Origin of the sequence: Streptomyces sp. NPDC056600, assembly GCF_042792855.1 — a bacterium.
In the GTDB taxonomy this organism is placed as follows: domain Bacteria; phylum Actinomycetota; class Actinomycetes; order Streptomycetales; family Streptomycetaceae; genus Streptomyces.
The window spans coordinates 41263-60123 of sequence record NZ_JBHTVQ010000027.1; the positions used below are offsets into that span (position 1 = coordinate 41263).

General features: G+C 76.9%; 1 protein-coding gene. It reads left to right on the forward strand.

All coding sequences use genetic code 11. From position 1 onward, the window contains the following. The first annotated feature begins 4 nt into the window (after positions 1–4). Positions 5–18856: a non-ribosomal peptide synthase/polyketide synthase gene (locus ACFRAV_RS15930; RefSeq protein ID WP_382555731.1), complete on the forward strand. Its 18852-nt coding sequence runs from the start codon at positions 5–7 to the stop codon at positions 18854–18856. The last annotated feature ends 5 nt before the right edge of the window (positions 18857–18861 follow it).

Below are 18861 nucleotides of genomic sequence, written 5' to 3' on the forward strand. Positions count from 1 at the left end.
ACTCATGACGGTTCCGCACGACCTGCCGACCCCCGCGCCGTCCTCCTCGCCGGCCGGGAGCACCACCCCGGCCCCGCGGCCCGGGACGCCGGAGACCTCGATCGGTGAGCTGTTCACCGCGTGGGCGACGCGCACGCCGGAGGCCCCCGCCCTCACCGACGGCCGGCGCACCTGGTCCTACCGTGAGCTCGAGGCACGGGCCCGGCGCCTGGCGGGCGACCTCGTGCGGCGCGGAGCCGGACCGGAGCGCACGGTGGCGCTGGTCCTGCCGCGGTCCCTGGAGCTGATCGCCGCGGAACTGGCCACGGCCCTCGCCGGCGCCGCGTTCCTGCCCGTCGACCCAGGATATCCGCGGGAGCGGCGCGCCCTGATGCTCGCCGACGCCGCGCCGTCCGTCGTGCTCGACGACCTCGCGGCCGTGCGGGAGGCGCTCGGCACGAAGACGGACACCGGCGCGGGGGAGGACCCGGGCGCCGACGCGGGATCGGTTGCCGACGCGGGATCGGTTGCCGGGGCGGGCCCCCACGGGGTCCCCCGGGGCGGCGTGTCCGTCGGGGCGGACCACGCGGCCTACCTGATCTACACCTCCGGCTCCACCGGAGTGCCGAAGGGCGTCACGGTCACCCACCGGGGCGTCCGCGGCTTCGTCGAGGCGGCCGCCGAGCGGTACGCCGTGGGCCCCGGCGACCGGGTGCTCCAGTTCTCCTCGCCGAGCTTCGACGCCTCCGTTCTCGAGCTGTTCGTCTCCGTCCTCGCCGGGGCGACCCTGGTGGTGCCCCCGGGCGGACCGTGGCTGGGGGACGAACTGGCCACCGTGCTCGACGAGTTCCGCATCAGCCACACGCTCATCCCGCCCGCCGCGCTGGCCACCCTGCCCGACCCCGGACCGGACGGCGCGCCGCACCTGCGGACGCTGATCGTCGGGGCCGAGGCGTGCCCGGCCGCCCTCGTGGACCGGTGGGCGCCCGGGCGGCGGATGATCAACTCCTACGGACCCACCGAGGCCACCATCGTCGCCAGCTGGACCGGCCCGCTGGACGCCGGGACCGGCTCGCCGACGATCGGCGCCCCGCTGCTCGGAGTGCGCACCTACGTCCTGGACCCGGCGATGCGTGAGGTTCCGCCCGGTGCGGACGGCGAGCTGTACGTCGGCGGGGACGGCGTGGCCCGCGGCTACCTGGGCCGCCCCGGCCTGACCGCCGCCCGCTTCGTCGCCGACCCCTGGGGACCTCCGGGGGCCCGGCTCTACCGCACCGGCGACCGGGCGAGGTGGCGGGCCGACGGCGAGCTGGAGTTCCTCGGCCGGGCCGACCGGCAGGTGAAGGTCCGCGGTTTCCGCATCGAGCCGGGCGAGATCGAGGCCGCCCTGCTGCGGGACGCCGCCGTCCGCGAGGCCGTGGTCGTGGTGCGCGAGGACGAACCGGGCCGACGACGGCTGGTCGGCTACGTCACGCCCGCCGACCGCGGCCGCCCGCCCGTCCCGGCAGCGCTGCGCGGCGCGCTGGGCGCCTCGCTCCCTGCGCACCTCGTGCCCTCCGCGGTGGTCGTCCTGGACGCCCTGCCGCTGACCCCGCAGAACAAGATCGACCACCGGGCCCTGCCTGCGCCGGCGCATACCTCCGACGCCGGGCACACCCCGCCCCGCACACCGGCCGAGAGCGCGCTGGCCGCCGTCTGGAGCGAGGTGCTCGGGGTCGAACCCCTGGGCGTCGAGGACGACTTCTTCGACCTGGGCGGCGACTCGGTCCTCGCCGCCCGCACCCTCTCCCGGGTCCGAGACGAGCTGGGCGTGGCGCTGTCCGTGCGCGACGTGTTCACCGCCCGCACGATCGCCCGGCTCGCCCCGCTCCTCGACGCCCCGTCCGCCGCCGTCCCGACGGAACCCATCCCGCCCGCCCCGCGCGAGACGCCCCTCCCGCTGTCCGCGGCCCAGCGGCGGCTGTGGTTCCTGTACGACCTCGACCCGGACGGCGCGGAGTACAACACGGGCGTCGCGCTGCGGCTGCGCGGCGTCCTCGACCTCGGCGCCCTGCGCCGCGCCCTCGGCCGGCTCGCCGCCCGCCACGACTCCCTGCGCACCGTGTTCGCCGAGGTCGACGGCCAGGTCACGCAACGGGTCGTCCCCGAGACCGCGCTCCCGCTGCGCGTCGAGGACCTGCCCCCGGCCCCGGCCGGACGCCGGGACGAGGAGACGGAGCGTCTGCTCACCGAGGAACTGCGCCGCCCCTTCGCCCTGACGGCCGGCCCGCCGGCCCGGGCCCTGCTGGTGCGCCGCGCCGAGGACGACCACGTCCTGCTGCTCGCGCAGCACCACATCGTCACCGACGGATGGTCGGTCGGCGTGCTGGTCCGTGAACTGACCGCGCTGTACCGGACGGAGGCGTCCGGCGAACCCGACGCCCTGCCCGCACCCGGCCTGCAGTACCCGGACTTCGCCGCCTGGGAACACGGGCGCGGGCCGGCTGACGCCGAGGGCCAGGCCTACTGGCGGAGCCGGCTGGCCGGGCTGCAGCAGCTCGACCTGCCCACGGACCGCCCCCGCCCGCCCGTGCGCACCACCGCCGGCGCCGCCCACCGGCACCGGATCCCCGCCGAACTCGTCGACCAGCTGCGGCGGTTGGCGGGACACCGGAGCACGACCCTGTTCACCCTGTTCGCCGGGGCGGCGGCCGTGCTGTTCTCCCGCTACACAGGGCAGCGCGACGTCGCCTTCGGCACCGTCACCGACGGACGGGTGCGGCGGGACCTGGAGGAGGTCACCGGCTTCTTCGCCAACACCGTCGTGCTGCGCGCCGAGGTCGACGACACCCTCACCGTCAACCGGCTGGTGGAGTCCCTGCGGACCACCGTCCTCGACGCCTTCGCCCACGCCGACGTGCCCTTCGACCAGGTGGTCGAGGAGCTGGCCCCGCGCCGGGACCCCAGCCGCACGCCCCTGGTGCAGGTCCTCGTCGTCCAGCAGACGCCGCTCGCGCACCCGCCCCGCGCGGCGGGTCTGCGCGTCGAGGAACACCCGCTGCCCCGGCCCGCCGCCCGCTTCGACCTCGTCCTGGAGTTCACGCCCACCTCCGACGGGGGCTGCGACCTCACCGTCGAGTACAACACCGACCTGTTCGAGGCGAGCACCGCCGCCCGGTTCGGCCGCCACCTGCACCGGCTGCTCGAGGGCATGGCCGACGCGCCGCACCGCACCGTCGCCCAGCTGCCGCTGCTCACCGACGACGAGCGGGGAACCCTGCTCGGCGCCGGCGAGGCCCCGTCCGACGAGGAGGGGGCGTCCGGCGGACCCACCCTGCCGGAGCTGTTCGCGGCACAGGCCGCCCGCACCCCCGGGCGGACCGCCGTGGTGTGCGGCGACACCCGCCTGGACTACGCCGAGGTCGAGCGCCGCGCCACCCGGCTCGCCCGGCGGCTCGTGACGCACGGCGCGCGGCCGGAGACGCTGGTCGCCCTGTGCCTGCCCCGCACCGCCGACCTCCTCCCGGCGGTCTGGGCCGTCCTCGGGTCCGGCGCGGCCTACCTGCCGGTCGACCCCGGCTACCCGGCCGAACGCATCCGCCTCATGCTCGCCGACGCCGACCCGACCCTCGTCCTGGCGACCCGCGACACCGCGGCCGCCCTGCCGCCGGACCGCCCGGTGCTGCTCCTGGACGACGTCCTGGCCGCGGAGGACGACGACGCGCGGCACACCGACCGGGGCGAGGACCCCACCGGCGACGACCTCCCCGCGCACCCCCGCGATCCGGAGCACCCCGCGTACGTCATCTACACCTCCGGCTCCACCGGCCGCCCCAAGGGCGTCGTGGTCACCCACCGCAGCGTGGCCCACCTGGCCGACTGGGCCGCCCGGCGGTTCGCCGGACGCCTCGACCACGTCGTCGCCTCCACCTCGCTCAACTTCGACGTCTCCGTCTTCGAGCTGCTGTGCCCGCTGATCGCGGGAGGCACCGTGGAGATCGTCCCCGACCTGCCCGCCCTCGCCGACGCCGCCGAGCCCCGCAGGGCGGGGCTGGTGAGCGGCGTGCCCTCGGTGCTGTCGCGGATGCTCGCCGGCGGCGGCCCGGCGGTGAGCGCGGACACCGTCGTCCTGGCGGGCGAGGCGCTGCCCGCGCAGACCGTGCGGGACCTGCGTCAGGCCATGCCCGGCTGCGCCGTCGCCAACCTCTACGGGCCCACCGAGGCCACCGTCTACTCGACCGCCTGGTTCGCCGGCGACGAGGACCCGGACCAGCCGCCGCCGATCGGCAGGCCGGTCGCCCGCACCCGCGCCTACGTCCTCGACCGGAAGCTGCGCCTGCAGCCGGCGGGCGTCCCGGGCGAGCTCTACCTCGGCGGCGACGGACTGGCCCGCGGCTACCTGCGCCGCCCCGGCCTGACCGCTGCCCGGTTCGTCGCCGACCCGTTCGGCGCGCCCGGAGGCCGCATGTACCGCACCGGCGACCTGGTGCGGTGGAGCGCCGAAGGCGCACTGGAATACCTGGGCCGCACCGACGACCAGGTCAAGGTCCGCGGCTTCCGCATCGAACCGGGCGAGGTCGAGGAGGCGCTGCGCGGCTGCCCCGGCGTCGCCGAGGCCGCCGCCGCGGCCCGGGCCGACGGCGGCCACCACCGGCTGGTCGGCTACGTGGTGCCCGAGCCCGGCGCCACCGTCGAACCCGAGGCGGTGCGCCGCGCGCTCGGCGGAACCCTGCCCGACCACATGGTCCCGTCGGTGGTCATGGTGCTGGACGAGCTGCCGCTGAACGTCAACGGGAAGCTCGACCGCGGCCGGCTGCCCGACCCCGGCCCCGCGCAGCGCACCGCGCGCCACGTCGCCCCGCGGACGCGCACCGAGCGGGTCCTCGCCGCCATCTGGGCCAAGGCGCTCGGCGTCGCCCGGGTCGGCGCGGACGACAACTTCTTCTCCCTCGGCGGCGACTCCATCCTCAGCATCCAGGTCGTGGCCGAGGCCCGGCAGGCGGGCCTCGCGGTCACCTCCCGCGACGTCTACCGCCACCAGACCGTCGCCGCCCTCGCCCGCCGCGCCGACGCCGCCGCGAGCAGGCGCCCCGCCGCACCCGACACCGTGTCCGCCGCCGGACCCGCCCCGCTGACGCCCATCCAGCGGTGGCTGTTCGACAGCGCGGGCGAGCGGGCGGGCCACTTCGCCCAGACCGTCTCCCTGGAGGTGGGCGACGACGTCGACCCGTCGGCGCTGGAGGACGCCCTCAACGACCTCCTCGCCCACCACGACGCCCTGCGCTCCCGCTTCACGCCCGAGCAGGACGCCGGCGGCGCCGCGGTCCGCTGGCACATCGACGCGACCGCGCCCCGCCTGGTGCTCGCCCGCCACCACGGACCCGCGTCCGACGCACCGCACCACGGCCCCTTCGACCTCACCCACGGCCCGCTGCTGCGCGCCGTGCTGCACGAGACGGGCCCGGACCGCCCGCCCGTCCTGCACCTCGCCGTGCACCACCTGGTGGTCGACGGCGTCTCCTGGCGCGTCCTCCTCGAGGACCTCGACCACGCCTACCGGGCCCGGCGCGCCGGCCAGGACGGCGCGGCCGCCCTCCCGCCGAAGACCTCGCCGCTGCGCCACTGGGCGGAACGCCTGACCCGGTACACGGCGGACGGCGGCTTCGACGCGGAACGCGCGTACTGGGAGCGGGCCGCGGCCGACGCCGGCACCACCCTGCCAGCGGACCGCGAGGGCGCCGACACCTACGGCTCGGCCGGCGAGGTCACCGTCCGGCTGGCCCCCGACGTCACGGCGGCCCTGCTGCGCACCCTGCAGGACACCTACCGCACCCAGGCCAACGACGCGCTGCTCACCGCGCTCGGCCGCGCCCTGTGCGACTGGAGCGGCCACCGGAGGGTCCTGGTCGACGTCGAGGGACACGGCCGGGAGGAACTGTTCGACGACGTCGACACCGGCCGCACCGTCGGCTGGTTCACCACCCGGCACCCGGTCGCCCTCGCGGTCGCGCCGGACACGGACTGGGACACGGCGCTCAAGCAGGTGAAGGAGCAGCTGCGGGCGGTGCCGCGGCACGGCATCGGTCACGACGCGCTGCGGTACCTCGCCACGCCCACCACCCTGGCCGAGGGACCGGCCGCCCAGGTCAGCTTCAACTACCTCGGCCGGTTCGCGTCGGCGGGCGCAGCGGACGGCCTGTACCGCGCCGCCTCCCGCCCGCTCGCCCTGGACGCCGACCCGCGCTGCGCCCGCCCGCATCCCCTGGAGGTCGTCGGGCGACTCGACGGCGACCAGCTGGAGTTCACCTTCCACCACTCCCGCGCGACACACGACGAGGCGACCGTCGCCGGCCTCGCCGAGCGCTACGCCGACGCGCTCGCCGACCTCGCCCGGCACGCCGCCCGTCCCGGCGCCGCCGGCCGCACCCCCTCCGACTTCCCGCTCGCCCGGCTCGACCAGGCGGCCGTGGACCGCCTCACCGGCGACGACCCCGCCGCCGTGGAGGACGTCCACCCCCTCACGCCCACCCAGGCGGGCATGCTCTTCCACGGCCTGTCCCAGGAGGACAGCGGCGTCTACTTCCACCAGCTCTCCTTCGTCCTCGACGGCGTCGGCGACCCGGCCGCCCTCGCGGCGGCCTGGCAGCGGGTCACCGACCGCACCCCGGTGCTGCGCGCCCACGCCGTCTGGCAGGACGTGCCCGAACCCCTGCTGGTGGTGCGGCGCGAGGCCATCGTGCCGGTCGCCCACCTGGACTGGCGCGCGCTCGACGAGGGCGAACGCGAGGCGCGGCTGCGGGAGTTGCTGCATTCCGAGCGGGAGAAGGGCATCGACCTGACCCGGGCGCCGCTGCAGCGCCTGACCCTGGTCCGGCTCCCCGGCGGCGGCCTGCGCGTCGTGTGGTCCTTCCACCACCTGGTGCTCGACGGCTGGAGCCTGTTCCACGTGCTGGCGGACGTCCTCGCCTGCGTCGCCGCGCCGGACACCGCCGCGCCGCCCCACCGACGGCCGTTCCGCGACTACGTGGCCTGGCTGGCCGGACGCGACCGGGACGAGGCGGAACGCCACTGGCGCGAGCGGCTGGACGGCCTCGCCGAGCCCACCCCGCTGCCCTACGACCGGGAACCGCGCGAGAGCCACCGCGCGGAGTCCCGCGAGGTGGTGCGCGCCGTGCTGCCGGCCGCCGCGACCCGCGCGCTGCAGGACCGTGCCAGGGACGCCGGGCTGACCCTCGGCACCCTGGTGCAGGGCGCCTGGGCGGTCCTGCTGAGCCGCCACGCGGGCCGCGACGAGGTCGTCTTCGGCACCACCGTCTCCGGCCGCCCGCCGGAGCTGGACGGCGCCGAGACCATGACCGGCCTGTTCATCGCGACCCTGCCCACCCGGGTCACCGTGCCCCGCACCGGCACCACCGCCGACTGGCTGCACTGCCTCCAGCAGGACCAGGGCGAGGACCGGCGCTTCGACTTCGTCCCGCTGACCCGGATGAAGGCCCTCACCCGGCTCCCCGAGCGGGCGGGCCTGTTCGACAGCATCGTCGTCTTCGAGAACTACCCGGTGGACGACGCCACGGCCGCCTCCCACGGACTGCGGCTGAGCGGGCTCGAGGGCGTCGAGACCACCAACTACCCGCTGAGCCTGGTCGTCGAGCCGGGGGCCGAGCTGTCCCTCGGCCTCGGCTACGACCCCGAACTCTTCGACGCCGCCACCGCCGGGCTGCTGACGGAGTCCCTGCTCGTCCTCCTCGACCACATGGCCGGCGGCCTCGGCGACGCCCCCGCGCGCCTGCCGCTGCTCACCCCCGCCCGCCGCCACCAGATGCTGCACGCCTGGAACGACACCGCCACCGGCGCGCCGGCGACGACCACGGCCGAACTCTTCGCCGCGCAGGCGCGCCGCACGCCCGACGCGGTGGCGCTGGAGGCCGGGGCGCGCAAACTCACCTACCGGGAGCTCGACGAGCGGGCGGCCGCGCTGGCCGCCCGCCTCACCGCGCTCGGCGTGCGCGCCGAGCGCCCGGTGGGCGTGCTGATGGACCGTTCCGTGCCGCTGGTCCTCGCCCAGCTCGCCCTGGTGCGCACCGGTGGCGTGTACGTCCCGCTGGACGGCCGGGCGCCGGGCGAACGGCTGCGGCGGATGCTCGCCGAGGCCGGGGCGGACCTGCTGCTCACCGACGCGGCGAACGAGGAGACGGCGCACGCGGTCCTGCCGGACGGGAGGGTCGTCCGGGCGGACGGCACACCCGCCCGCGACGTGGCGGGAGACGCACGCGGCGACGCGCCCGGCGACCCCGCCGCGCCGGTCGCGCTGCCGCCGGTCCACCCCGACAACGCCCAGTACCTGATGTTCACCTCGGGCTCCACCGGCACGCCCAAGGGGATCGCCGTGCGGCAGCGGGACGTCGCCGCGCTCGCCCTCGACCGGGCCTTCGCCGGGCACGAGAGGGTGCTGGTCCACTCGCCGCAGGCCTTCGACGCCTCCACCTACGAGCTGTGGGTGCCGCTGCTGCGCGGCGGCACCGCCGTGCTCGCGCCGCCCGCCGAGGTGGACACGGCCGTGGTGCGCCACGCGGTGACCGAGCAGGAGGTGCGTCACCTGTTCCTGACGGCCGGACTGTTCCGGTTGCTCGCCCAGGAGGACCCCGGCTGTCTGCGCGGCGCGCGGCAGGTGTGGACCGGCGGCGAGGCGGTGCCGGGCGCCGTGGTGCGGCGTGTCCTGGACGCCTGCCCCGGCCTGACGGTCGTGGACGTCTACGGCCCCACCGAGACCACCACCTTCGCCACCTGGCGCCCCTTCACCGCCGCCGACCGGCTGCCCGCCGTGCTGCCCATCGGACGCCCGCTGGACGACACCCGCGCCTACGTGCTCGACGACGCCCTCCAGCCGCAGCCGCCCGGGGCGCCCGGCGAGCTGTACCTCGCCGGCGCGGGAGTGGCCCGCGGTTACGCCGGACGGCCGGGGGCGACCGCCGCCCGCTACCTCGCCGACCCGTACGGCCCGCCCGGCGGCCGGATGTACCGCACCGGCGACATCGTGCGCCGCGGTGCGGACGGCGAACTGTGCTTCGTGGGCCGGGCCGACGACCAGATCAAGATCCGCGGCTTCCGCGTCGAGCCCGCCGAGATCGAGGCCCGCCTCACCGCCCACCCGGCGGTCGTCGAGGCCGTCGTGTCGCTGTACGAGCACGCCGGGGCCAAGCGGCTCGCCGCACACCTGGTGCCCGCCCCGCGGACGGACGTGCCGGGCGCGGCCGAGCTGCGCGAGCACCTCTCGGCGAGCCTGCCCGACTACATGCTGCCCGCCGCGTTCGTCACCGTCCCCGAACTGCCGCTGACCGCCAACGGCAAGGTGGACCGCCGCCGGCTGCCCGTCCCCGACTGGTCGGCGCCCGGCGACGCCTACCGCGAGCCCCGCGAAGGGGCCGAGCGGATCCTGGCCGGAGTGTGGGCCGACCTGCTCGGCGTCGAACGCGTCGGCGCCGACGACAACTTCTTCATGCTCGGCGGCGACTCCATCCTCGGCATCCAGGTCGTCTCCCGGGCCCGCACCGCCGGGCTGACGCTCACCCCGCGCGACCTCTTCCGGCACCCCACCGTCGCCGCCCTGGCCGCCGCCACCGCCACCGCCGCACAGGGCGCCACCACGGTCGCCGGCACCGCGCCGGTCACCGGCGAGGTCGGCCTCACCCCCGTCCAGCACTGGTTCCTCGACGCTGCGCCGCGCCGCCCCGAGATCTTCGACCAGTGCGTGGTCGTCGAGACCCCGGCCGACGTCGACCCGGACGCCCTGCACCGGGCGCTGCGGGCTCTGTGGGACCACCACGACGCACTGCGCGCCCGCTTCACCCGGCAGGACGACGGCTCCTGGACCCAGTGGTGCGCCGCGCCCGGCGAGGAGCTGGAGCTGCTGCGCACGCACGACCTGGGCGGCCTGGACGAGGAGGCCGCGCGCCAGGAGGAGGCCAGGCTGACCGCCGAGGCGCACGCCGCCTTCCGGCTGGAGACCGGACCGCTGCTCGCCGCCCGCCTGTTCACCGGCCTCCCGGCTCCCCGGCTGCTGCTCGCCGTCCACCACCTGGTGGTCGACGGCGTCTCCTGGCGCATCCTCCTGGAGGACCTGGAGACCGCCTACGCCCAGGCCCGCGCCGGCGACCCGGTCCGGCTGCCGGAGCGCACCACCTCGGTGCGGGAGTGGGCCCGCCGGCTGCGCGCGCACGCCGAGGCGGGCGGCTTCGCCGCGGAACGCGAGCACTGGGAGACGGTGGCCCGGCACTGCGCCGCGCCGCTGCCGGTGGACGCCGAGGGCGGCAACACCGTCGCCGACACCGAAGCCGTCACCGTACGGCTCGACCGGGCCCGCACCGAGGCGCTGCTGCGCGAGGTGCCGGGCGTCTACCGCACCCGCGTCGACGACGTCCTGCTCACCGCCCTGGGCCGGGTGCTGGCCGGGTGGACCGGACGGGACACCGTGACCCTCACCCTGGAGGGCCACGGCCGTGAGGACGCCCTCTTCGAGGACGTCGACCTGACCCGCACGGTCGGCTGGTTCACCTCCGTCCACCCGGTGGCCCTGACGGTGCCGCAGGGGGACTGGGGCGCCGCGCTGAAGGCCGTCAAGGAACAGCTGCGGGCGATACCCGGCCACGGCATCGGCCACGGCGCGCTGACCCGCCTCACCCGCGAACTCCCCTCCGGCCCGGCGCCCGCGATCAGCTTCAACTACCTGGGCCGCTTCGACTGGAGCGCGGAGGGCGGCGCCCTGGTGCGCGCCGTGCCCGGTGGCCTGGACGGCGCGGACGCCCCCGAGGCGGACCGCCCGCACCTGCTGGACGTCGTCGCCCGGGTCGGCGAGGACGGCGAGCTGGAGATCGTCTGGCACCACAGCCGCGGTGTGCACCGGCGGGAGACGGTGACGCGCCTCGCCGAGGAGACGGTGCGGGCGCTGGAGGCGGTCGTCGCGCACTGCGCCCGCCCCGACGCCGGCGGGCGCACCCCGTCGGACTTCCCGCTGGCCCGGCTCGACCAGGCGGCCGTGGACCGGGTCGTGGGGGACGGCCGCGCCGTCGCCGACGTGTACCCGCTGACGCCGATGCAGGCCGGCATGCTCTTCCACGGGCTGCTGGACCCCGACAGCCGCACCTACGTCAACCAGGTGCAGTTCACCCTCGCCGGCGTCAGGGACCCGCACGCCCTCGCCGAGGCCTGGCAGCGCACCGCCGACGCCAACGCCGTGCTGCGCACCCGCCTGGAGTGGCAGGAGACCACCGAACCGCTGCAGGTGGTCCGGCACCACGCCACCGTGCCCGTCACCCACCACGACTGGACCGGCCGCGACGAGGCGGAGTGCGCGGCCGACCTCGACCGGCTCCTCGACGAGGACCGGCAGGCCGGCATCGACCTCGCCGCCGCCCCGCTGATGCGGCTGACGCTGATCCGCCTCGCGCCCGACCGGGTGCGGGTGGTGTGGACGTTCCACCACGTGCTGCTCGACGGCTGGAGCGCCGCCCAGGTCTTCGACGAGGTCTGCGAACGGTACGCGGCCCTCACCCGGGGCGGCCGTCCCCGGGTGCCCGGGCGGGCGCCGTTCGCCGACTACCTGGGCTGGCTGGCCGGTCAGGACACGGACGCCGCGGAGCGCCACTGGCGCGCGACGCTGGCCGGCTTCACCGCGCCCACCGAACTGCCCCGGGACCGGCGCTCCGCCGGGGCGCACCGCGCCTCCTCCGCGGAGACGGTGCGCGTCACGCTCGACGCCGAGGTCTCCGCCCGGCTGCGGGAGACCGCGCAGCGTTCCGGGCTCACCCTCAACACCGTGCTCCAGGGCGCCTGGGCGCTGCTGCTGTCGCGCTTCGGCGGCGGCGAGGACGTGGTGTTCGGCACCACCGTCTCCGGCCGGCCCGCCGACCTGCCCGGCGTCACCACCATGGTCGGACTGTTCATCAACACCCTGCCCACCCGGGTCACGGTCGACGGCAGGCGTCCGCTGCTGGAGTGGCTGGGCGAGCTCCAGGCCGCCCAGTCGGAGGCCCGGCGGCACGAGTTCGTCTCCCTGGCCCAGCTGCAGACGTGGAGCGAGGTGCCCGGCGGGACCGGCCTCTTCGACAGCATCGTCGTCTTCGAGAACTACCCGTTCGACGAGGACGCCCTCGGGCGGCTCGGTCTGACCCTCACCCAGGAACGCGACGTCGAGCCCACCAGCTACCCGCTGAGCGTGGTCGTCGCCCCCGGCGACACCCTCGCCGTCTCCCTCGACCACGACCCGGCGGTCTTCGACCGGGCCACCGTCGAGAGCCTGGGCGCGAGCCTGCGCACCCTGCTGACCGCGATGGCCGCCGACCCCGCCCGCCGCCTGGACGACCTGCCCCTGCTCGCCCCCGCCGAGGGCCGCGCGCTGCTCGAGCGGTACGCGGGAGCGACGACGGGCCCGGCTGCGACGGGGGCGGCTACGACGGCGGTTGCCGTGCCGGTGCCTGAGGCTGTGGCCGGGGCTGCGACCGCGGCCGGAGCGCCGGGGGCCACGGCTTCCGCCCCCGCCCCCTCCGCGGGGGCCTCGCCCGGGGGCGCCGTCGGCGCGCCGCCCCGCCCGCACACCCTCCCCGCGGCGTTCGCCGCGCAGGCCGCGCGGACCCCCGACGCCCCGGCCGTCGTCGCCGGGGACGAGGAGCTGACCTACCGGCAGCTCGACGAGCGCTCCAACCGGCTGGCCCGCCTGCTGATCGAGGCCGGCGCGGGACCCGAACGCTTCGTCGCGCTCGCCCTGCCCCGCACCGCCGACCTGGCCGTCGCCCTGCTCGCGGTGCTCAAGAGTGGCGCCGGCTACCTGCCGGTCGACCCCGGCCACCCCGCCGAACGCGTCGCCTTCCTCTTCGAGGACGTCCGGCCCGCCGCCGTGGTGACCGCCACCGCCACCGCCGGGCGTCTGCCCGAGGGACCGTTCCCGCGCGTCACCCTCGACGCCCCGGAGACCGCGGCGCGCCTGGCCGCCGCGTCCCCCGCGCCCGTCACCGACGGCGAGCGGCACGCGCCGCTGCTGCCCGAGCACCCGGCGTACGTCATCCACACCTCCGGGTCGACGGGCCGGCCCAAGGGCGTCGTCGTCTCCCACGCCCCGGTGCTCGCGCTGACCGACTGGGCCGCCGCCGAGTTCACCGGCCGGGGCCTGGCGCACGTGGTGGCGTCCACCTCGCTCAACTTCGACGTGTCGGTGTTCGAGATCTTCTCGCCGCTGCTGACCGGCGGCCGGGTGGAGCTCGTCCGCGACCTGCTCGCCCTCGCCGAGCGGACCGGCCCGTGGCGGGCCGGGCTGCTCAGCGCCGTGCCCTCCGCGCTCGGCCGGCTGCTCGCCGAGGACGCCGTCCACCTCGACGCGGACACCGTCGTCCTGGCGGGTGAGGCGCTGCCCGCGCGGACCGTGCGCCAGGTGCGCGCGGCGGCGCCCGGCTGCCGGGTGCTGAACGTCTACGGGCCCACCGAGGCCACCGTCTACGCCACCGCCTTCGTCTGCGACCCCGACGACCCCGACCGCGACCCGCCCATCGGCCGCCCGGTCGGCGGCGCCCGTGCCTACGTCCTGGACGCCCGGCTGCGCCCGGTGCCCCTCGGGGCTCCCGGCGAGCTGTACCTCGCCGGGACCGGCGTCGCCCGCGGCTACCTGGGCCGCCCCGGCCTGACCGCCTCCCGCTTCCTCGCCGACCCGTACGGGCCGCCCGGCGGCCGGATGTACCGCACCGGCGACCTGGTGCGCCGCACCGCCGCCGGCGACGTGGTCTACCTCGGCCGGTCGGACGACCAGGTCAAGGTGCGCGGATTCCGCATCGAACTCGGCGAGGTGGAGGCCGCGCTGACCCGGCACCCGCGGGTGTCCGCGGCGGCCGCGCGGGTGGTGGAGCACGAGGGCCACCGGCGCCTCGTCGCCTACGCCGTGCCGCGCGGGTCCGGGCCCCTGGACGCGGCCGAGCTGCGCGACTTCCTCGCCCGCGCCCTCCCCGGCCACCTCGTCCCCTCATTGGTGACCGCATTGGACCGGCTGCCGCTGGGCGCCACCGGCAAGCTGGACCGGCGGGCCCTGCCCGACCCGGTGTGGTCCGCGTCCGGCGCCGCCGGCGCCTCCCGCCCGCCGCGGCCCGGCGCCGAACGGACCCTCGCCGACATCTGGTCCGAGGTGCTCCAGGTCCCCGAAGTCGGCGCCGACGACAACTACTTCGCCCTCGGCGGCGACTCCGTCCTCGGCATCCGCATCGTGTCCGCAGCCCGCCGCGCCGGGCTGCACCTGACGCCCCGGCACCTGTTCAGCCACCAGACCGTCGCCGAACTCGCCACCGTGGCCCAGCAGCCGCCCGTCCCCGTCGACACCGTCGAGGAGGAGGACGCGACCGGCGAGGCCCCGCTCACCCCCGTGCAGCACTGGCTGCTCGACACCCTCACCGGCGACCCGGCGCACTTCAGCCAGTCGGTCGCCCACCACGTCGACCCCGACACCGACCCCGAACTGCTGCGCGCCGCGCTCGCGGCGGTCACCGGCCACCACGACGCGCTGCGCCTGCGCTACGCGCCCGGCGACGACGGGCACGGCATGCGACAGCGGGCCGCCGCACCCGGCGCGACCCCGCACCTCGAGGTGCGCGACGCCCCGCCGGAGGAGGTCGCCGCGGCGCTGGCCCGCGGATTCGACCTGCGCGAGGGCCCGTTGCTGCGCGCCGCGCTGTGCCGCCCCGAGGACGGACGGCCCGTGCTGGTGCTCGCCGCCCACCACCTGGTGGTGGACGCGGTGTCCTGGCGGGTGGTCCTGGAGGACCTGGACACCGCCTACCGGGCGCTGCGCGCGGGGCAGCCGGTCGACCTGGGCCCGCGGTCGACGTCCTTCCGCGGCTGGGCGACGCGCCTGGCCGCGCACGCCGCGGCCGGTGGCTTCGACGCCGAACTGCCCTATTGGCAGGGCATCGAGGGGACGCCGCTGCCGACCGACCTGCCGGCCGGCCCGGACGGCGGGAACACCGTTGGCCACGAGGAGTCGCTGACCGCGGTCCTGGACGACGAGGACACCCGCCGCCTGCTCCAGGAGGTGCCCGAGGCGTACCGGACCCGCGTCAACGACGTGCTGCTGTGCGCCCTCGGCCGGGTCCTGGCCCGCTGGACCGGACGCGACCGGGTGACGGTGGCCCTGGAGGGCCACGGCCGCGAGGAACTGTTCGACGGGGTCGACCTCTCCCGCACCGTCGGGTGGTTCACCGCGATGTACCCCGTCGCCCTGGACGTGCCGCGTTCCGCGGACACCGGGACCGTGCTGAAGTCCGTCAAGGAGAACCTGCGGGCGGTCCCGCACGGCGGCCTCGGCCACGGAGCGCTGCGTCACCTGCGCGCCCAGGACGGCGGCGCCGCACCGGACCTGCCGCAGCCGCCGCAGATCGCCTTCAACTACCTGGGCCGGCAGGACTGGCAGAGCGCCCCCGGCAGCCTGCTGCAGGCCCCCTACGGAGGGCTGACCGGCGGCATGGACCCGGCCGCCCGCCGGCCCCACCTCATCGACGTGCTCGGCCAGGTCACCGACAAGCGGCTGGAGTTCACCTGGTCGTACTCCCGCGAGGTGCACCACCGCGACACCGTCGCCCGGCTCGCCGCCGAGACCCTGGACGAGCTGCGGGCGATCGTCCGGCACTGCGCCGATCCCGGCGCCGGCGGGCGCACCCCGTCGGACTTCCCGCTGGCCGGCCTCGACCAGGCCGCCGTGGACCGCCTCGCGGGCGCCGGCCGGGACGTGGCCGACATCTACCCGCTCACCCCCACCCAGGCCGGCATGGTCGTGCACGGCCTCGACGAGCCCGGCCAGGGCCTGTACGTCGAACAGATCACCTTCGTCATGGACGGGGTGCGCGACCCGCGCACCCTGGCCGCCGCCTGGCAGCACGTCGTCGACCGCACGCCCGTCCTGCGCACCGCCGTCGTCCTGGACGGCGTGCCGGAACCCCTGCAGGTGGTGCGCCGGGCGGCCCGGCTGCCCGTCACCGAGCACGACTGGTCGGCCCTGACCACGGGGGAGCGGACCGCCCGGCTCGAGCGGCTGCTCGCCGAGGACCGGGCCCGCGGCATGGCCCTGGACCGCGCCCCGCTGCTGCGGATCGCGCTGATCCGCCTCGGCCCCGACGAGGTCTGCGTCGTGTGGACCTTCCACCACCTGCTGCTGGACGGCTGGAGCGTCTTCCACGTGCTCGGCGACGTCCTGACCGCGCACGCCGCGCTCTCCCGCGGCGAAGAGCCGCGCCTGCCGGAACGGCGGCCGTTCGCGGACCACGCCGCCTGGCTCGCCGCCCGCGACACCACGGGCGCCGAGGAGCACTGGCGCGCGGTCCTCGGCGACCTCGCCGCGCCCACCCCGCTGCCCTACGACACCCGGCCCGCGCCCGGCGCCGCCACCCGCTCGGACACCTGGCTGTCCTACCGGCTCGACGCCCAGGAGACCGAACGGCTGCGGGAGTTCGCCCGCAGGCACCGGCTCACCCTCAACACCGTCGTCCAGGGCGCGTGGGCGCTGCTGCTCTCCCGCCTCGGCACCACCTCCGACGTGTGTTTCGGCACCACCGTCTCCGGCCGCCCCGCGGACCTGCCCGGCGCCGACACCATCACCGGACTGTTCATCACCACCCTGCCGGCGCGGGTGCGCGTCGACGGGCGGGCGCGGTGCGCCGACTGGCTCCGCGAGACGCAGCGGGCACGCGCCGAGGACCGCCGGTACGAGCACCTGCCGCTGACCCGGCTGACGGCGCTGAGCGCTCTGCCCGAGGGCACCCCCCTCTTCGACAGTCTGCTGGTGCTGGAGAACTACCCGGTGGCCGACACCACGGCCGGCGCCCAGGGCGTCCGGGTCCGGGAACTGGACGCCCGCGAGGCCACCAACTACCCCCTCACCGTGGTCGTCTCGCCCGGCGAGCGGCTCGCGGTCGAACTCGGCCACGACCCTCGCTGCTTCGAGGAGAGCACCGCCCGCTCCCTGGCCGACCGGCTGCTGCACACCCTGCGCGGCCTGGCCGCCGCCGACGAGGACACCCGCCTCGACGACCTCGACGTACTGCCCCCCGGGGAACGCGCGCGGCTGCTCGCCGGACCCACCCGGCCCGACGCCCCGCAGGTCACCCCGGCGTCCCTGGCCGCGCTGGCCGAGACCGCGGTGGACCGGTGGCCCCACGCCCCCGCCCTCACCGCCCCGGGCCTGGAACTGACCTTCGCCCAGGTCGAGGAACGGGCCAACCGCCTCGCGCACCGGCTGATCGCGCGCGGCGCCGGACCCGGCACGCTGGTCGGCCTCCTGCTGCCCCGCTCGGCCCCCATGGTGATCGCCCAGCTCGCGGTGGCCAAGGCGGGCGCCGCCTTCCTGCCGGTCGACCCCGGCTACCCCGAGGAGCGCGTCGCGCTGATGCTGCGCGACGCCGCGCCCGCCGTCACCCTCGACGAGGACGAGGTGGACGCCCTGCTCGCCGCCCCGCCCGGCAGCGCCCCGGGCCACCGGCCCACCGACGCCGACCGCGCCCGCCCCCTCTCCCTCGACGACCCGGCGTACGTCATCTACACCTCCGGCTCCACCGGCACCCCCAAGGGCGTCGTGGTCACCCACCGCGGCCTCGCCGCCTTCTCCGCCGCCGAGGCCGCCCACTACCGGGTCGGGGCGGGCGACCGGGTCCTCGCCTTCTCCACGCCCAGCTTCGACGCGTCCGTCCTGGAACTGTGCATGTCCCTGCCGCACGGCGCCCGGCTGGTCGTCCCGCGGCCCGGGCCCCTGCTCGGCGAAGAGCTCGCCGAGGTCCTGCGCGAGGAGCGGATCACCCACACGCTGCTGCCGCCGGCCGCACTGGCCACCCTGCCGCCGGACACCCCCGGCACCCTGCCCGACCTCACGACCCTGGTGGTCGGCGCCGACGCCTGCCGCGCCGAACTGGTCGCCCGCTGGGCCCCGCACCACCGGATGATCAACTCCTACGGGCCCACCGAGGCCACCGTGGTCGCCACCTGGTCCGGCCCGCTGGAGCCCGACGGCTCCGCCCCGCCCGTCGGCCGCCGCCTGCCCGGCACCCGCGCCTACGTCCTGGACGCCCGGCTGCGCCCCGTCCCGGACGGCACGGCAGGCGAACTGTGGCTCGCCGGCGACGCGTTGGCGCGCGGCTACCTGGGCCGTCCCGGCCTGACCGCCGCCCGCTTCACCGCCGACCCGTTCGGCCCGGCGGGCAGCCGCATGTACCGCACCGGCGACCTGGTGCGCCGCGACGCCCGCGGCGAACTGCACCACCTCGGACGCACCGACCACCAGCTGAAACTGCGCGGCCACCGCATCGAGGCGGGCGAGGTGGAGGCCACCCTGGTGCGCCACCCGGCCGTCCTGGACGCCGTGGTGAGCGTCCGGGAGGACGAGCCGGGGCTGCCCCGGCTGGTCGCCCACGTGCTCACCGCCCCCGGGGCCGAACCGCCCGGCGCCACCGCCCTGCGGGCGCACGCCGCCCGGACGCTGCCCGGCTCCCTGGTGCCGTCCGCGTTCGTGGTCATGGACAGCTTCCCGCTGACCGAGAACGGCAAGACCGACCGGTCCGCGCTGCCCGCGCCCGCACCCCGGGCCGAGGAGAGCGCCGGGCGGATCGCCCCGCGCACCCCCACCGAGGAGGCGCTCGCCGCCGTCTGGGAGGAGGTCCTGCAGGCGCCGGTCGGCGCCGAGGACGACTACTTCCTGCTCGGCGGCGACTCCCTGCGCGCCCTGCGGATCGTCTCCCGCGCCAACGACGCCTTCGGCGTCACGCTCACCCCCCGCGACGTCCTGGTCTCCCGCACTGTCGCCGCGCTGGCGGAACTGGTCGAGGAGCAGGTGCTCAGCGAACTCGAGGCCGCCGCCCGTGGCGCCGGCGAATCCCACGAACGGTGAAGGAC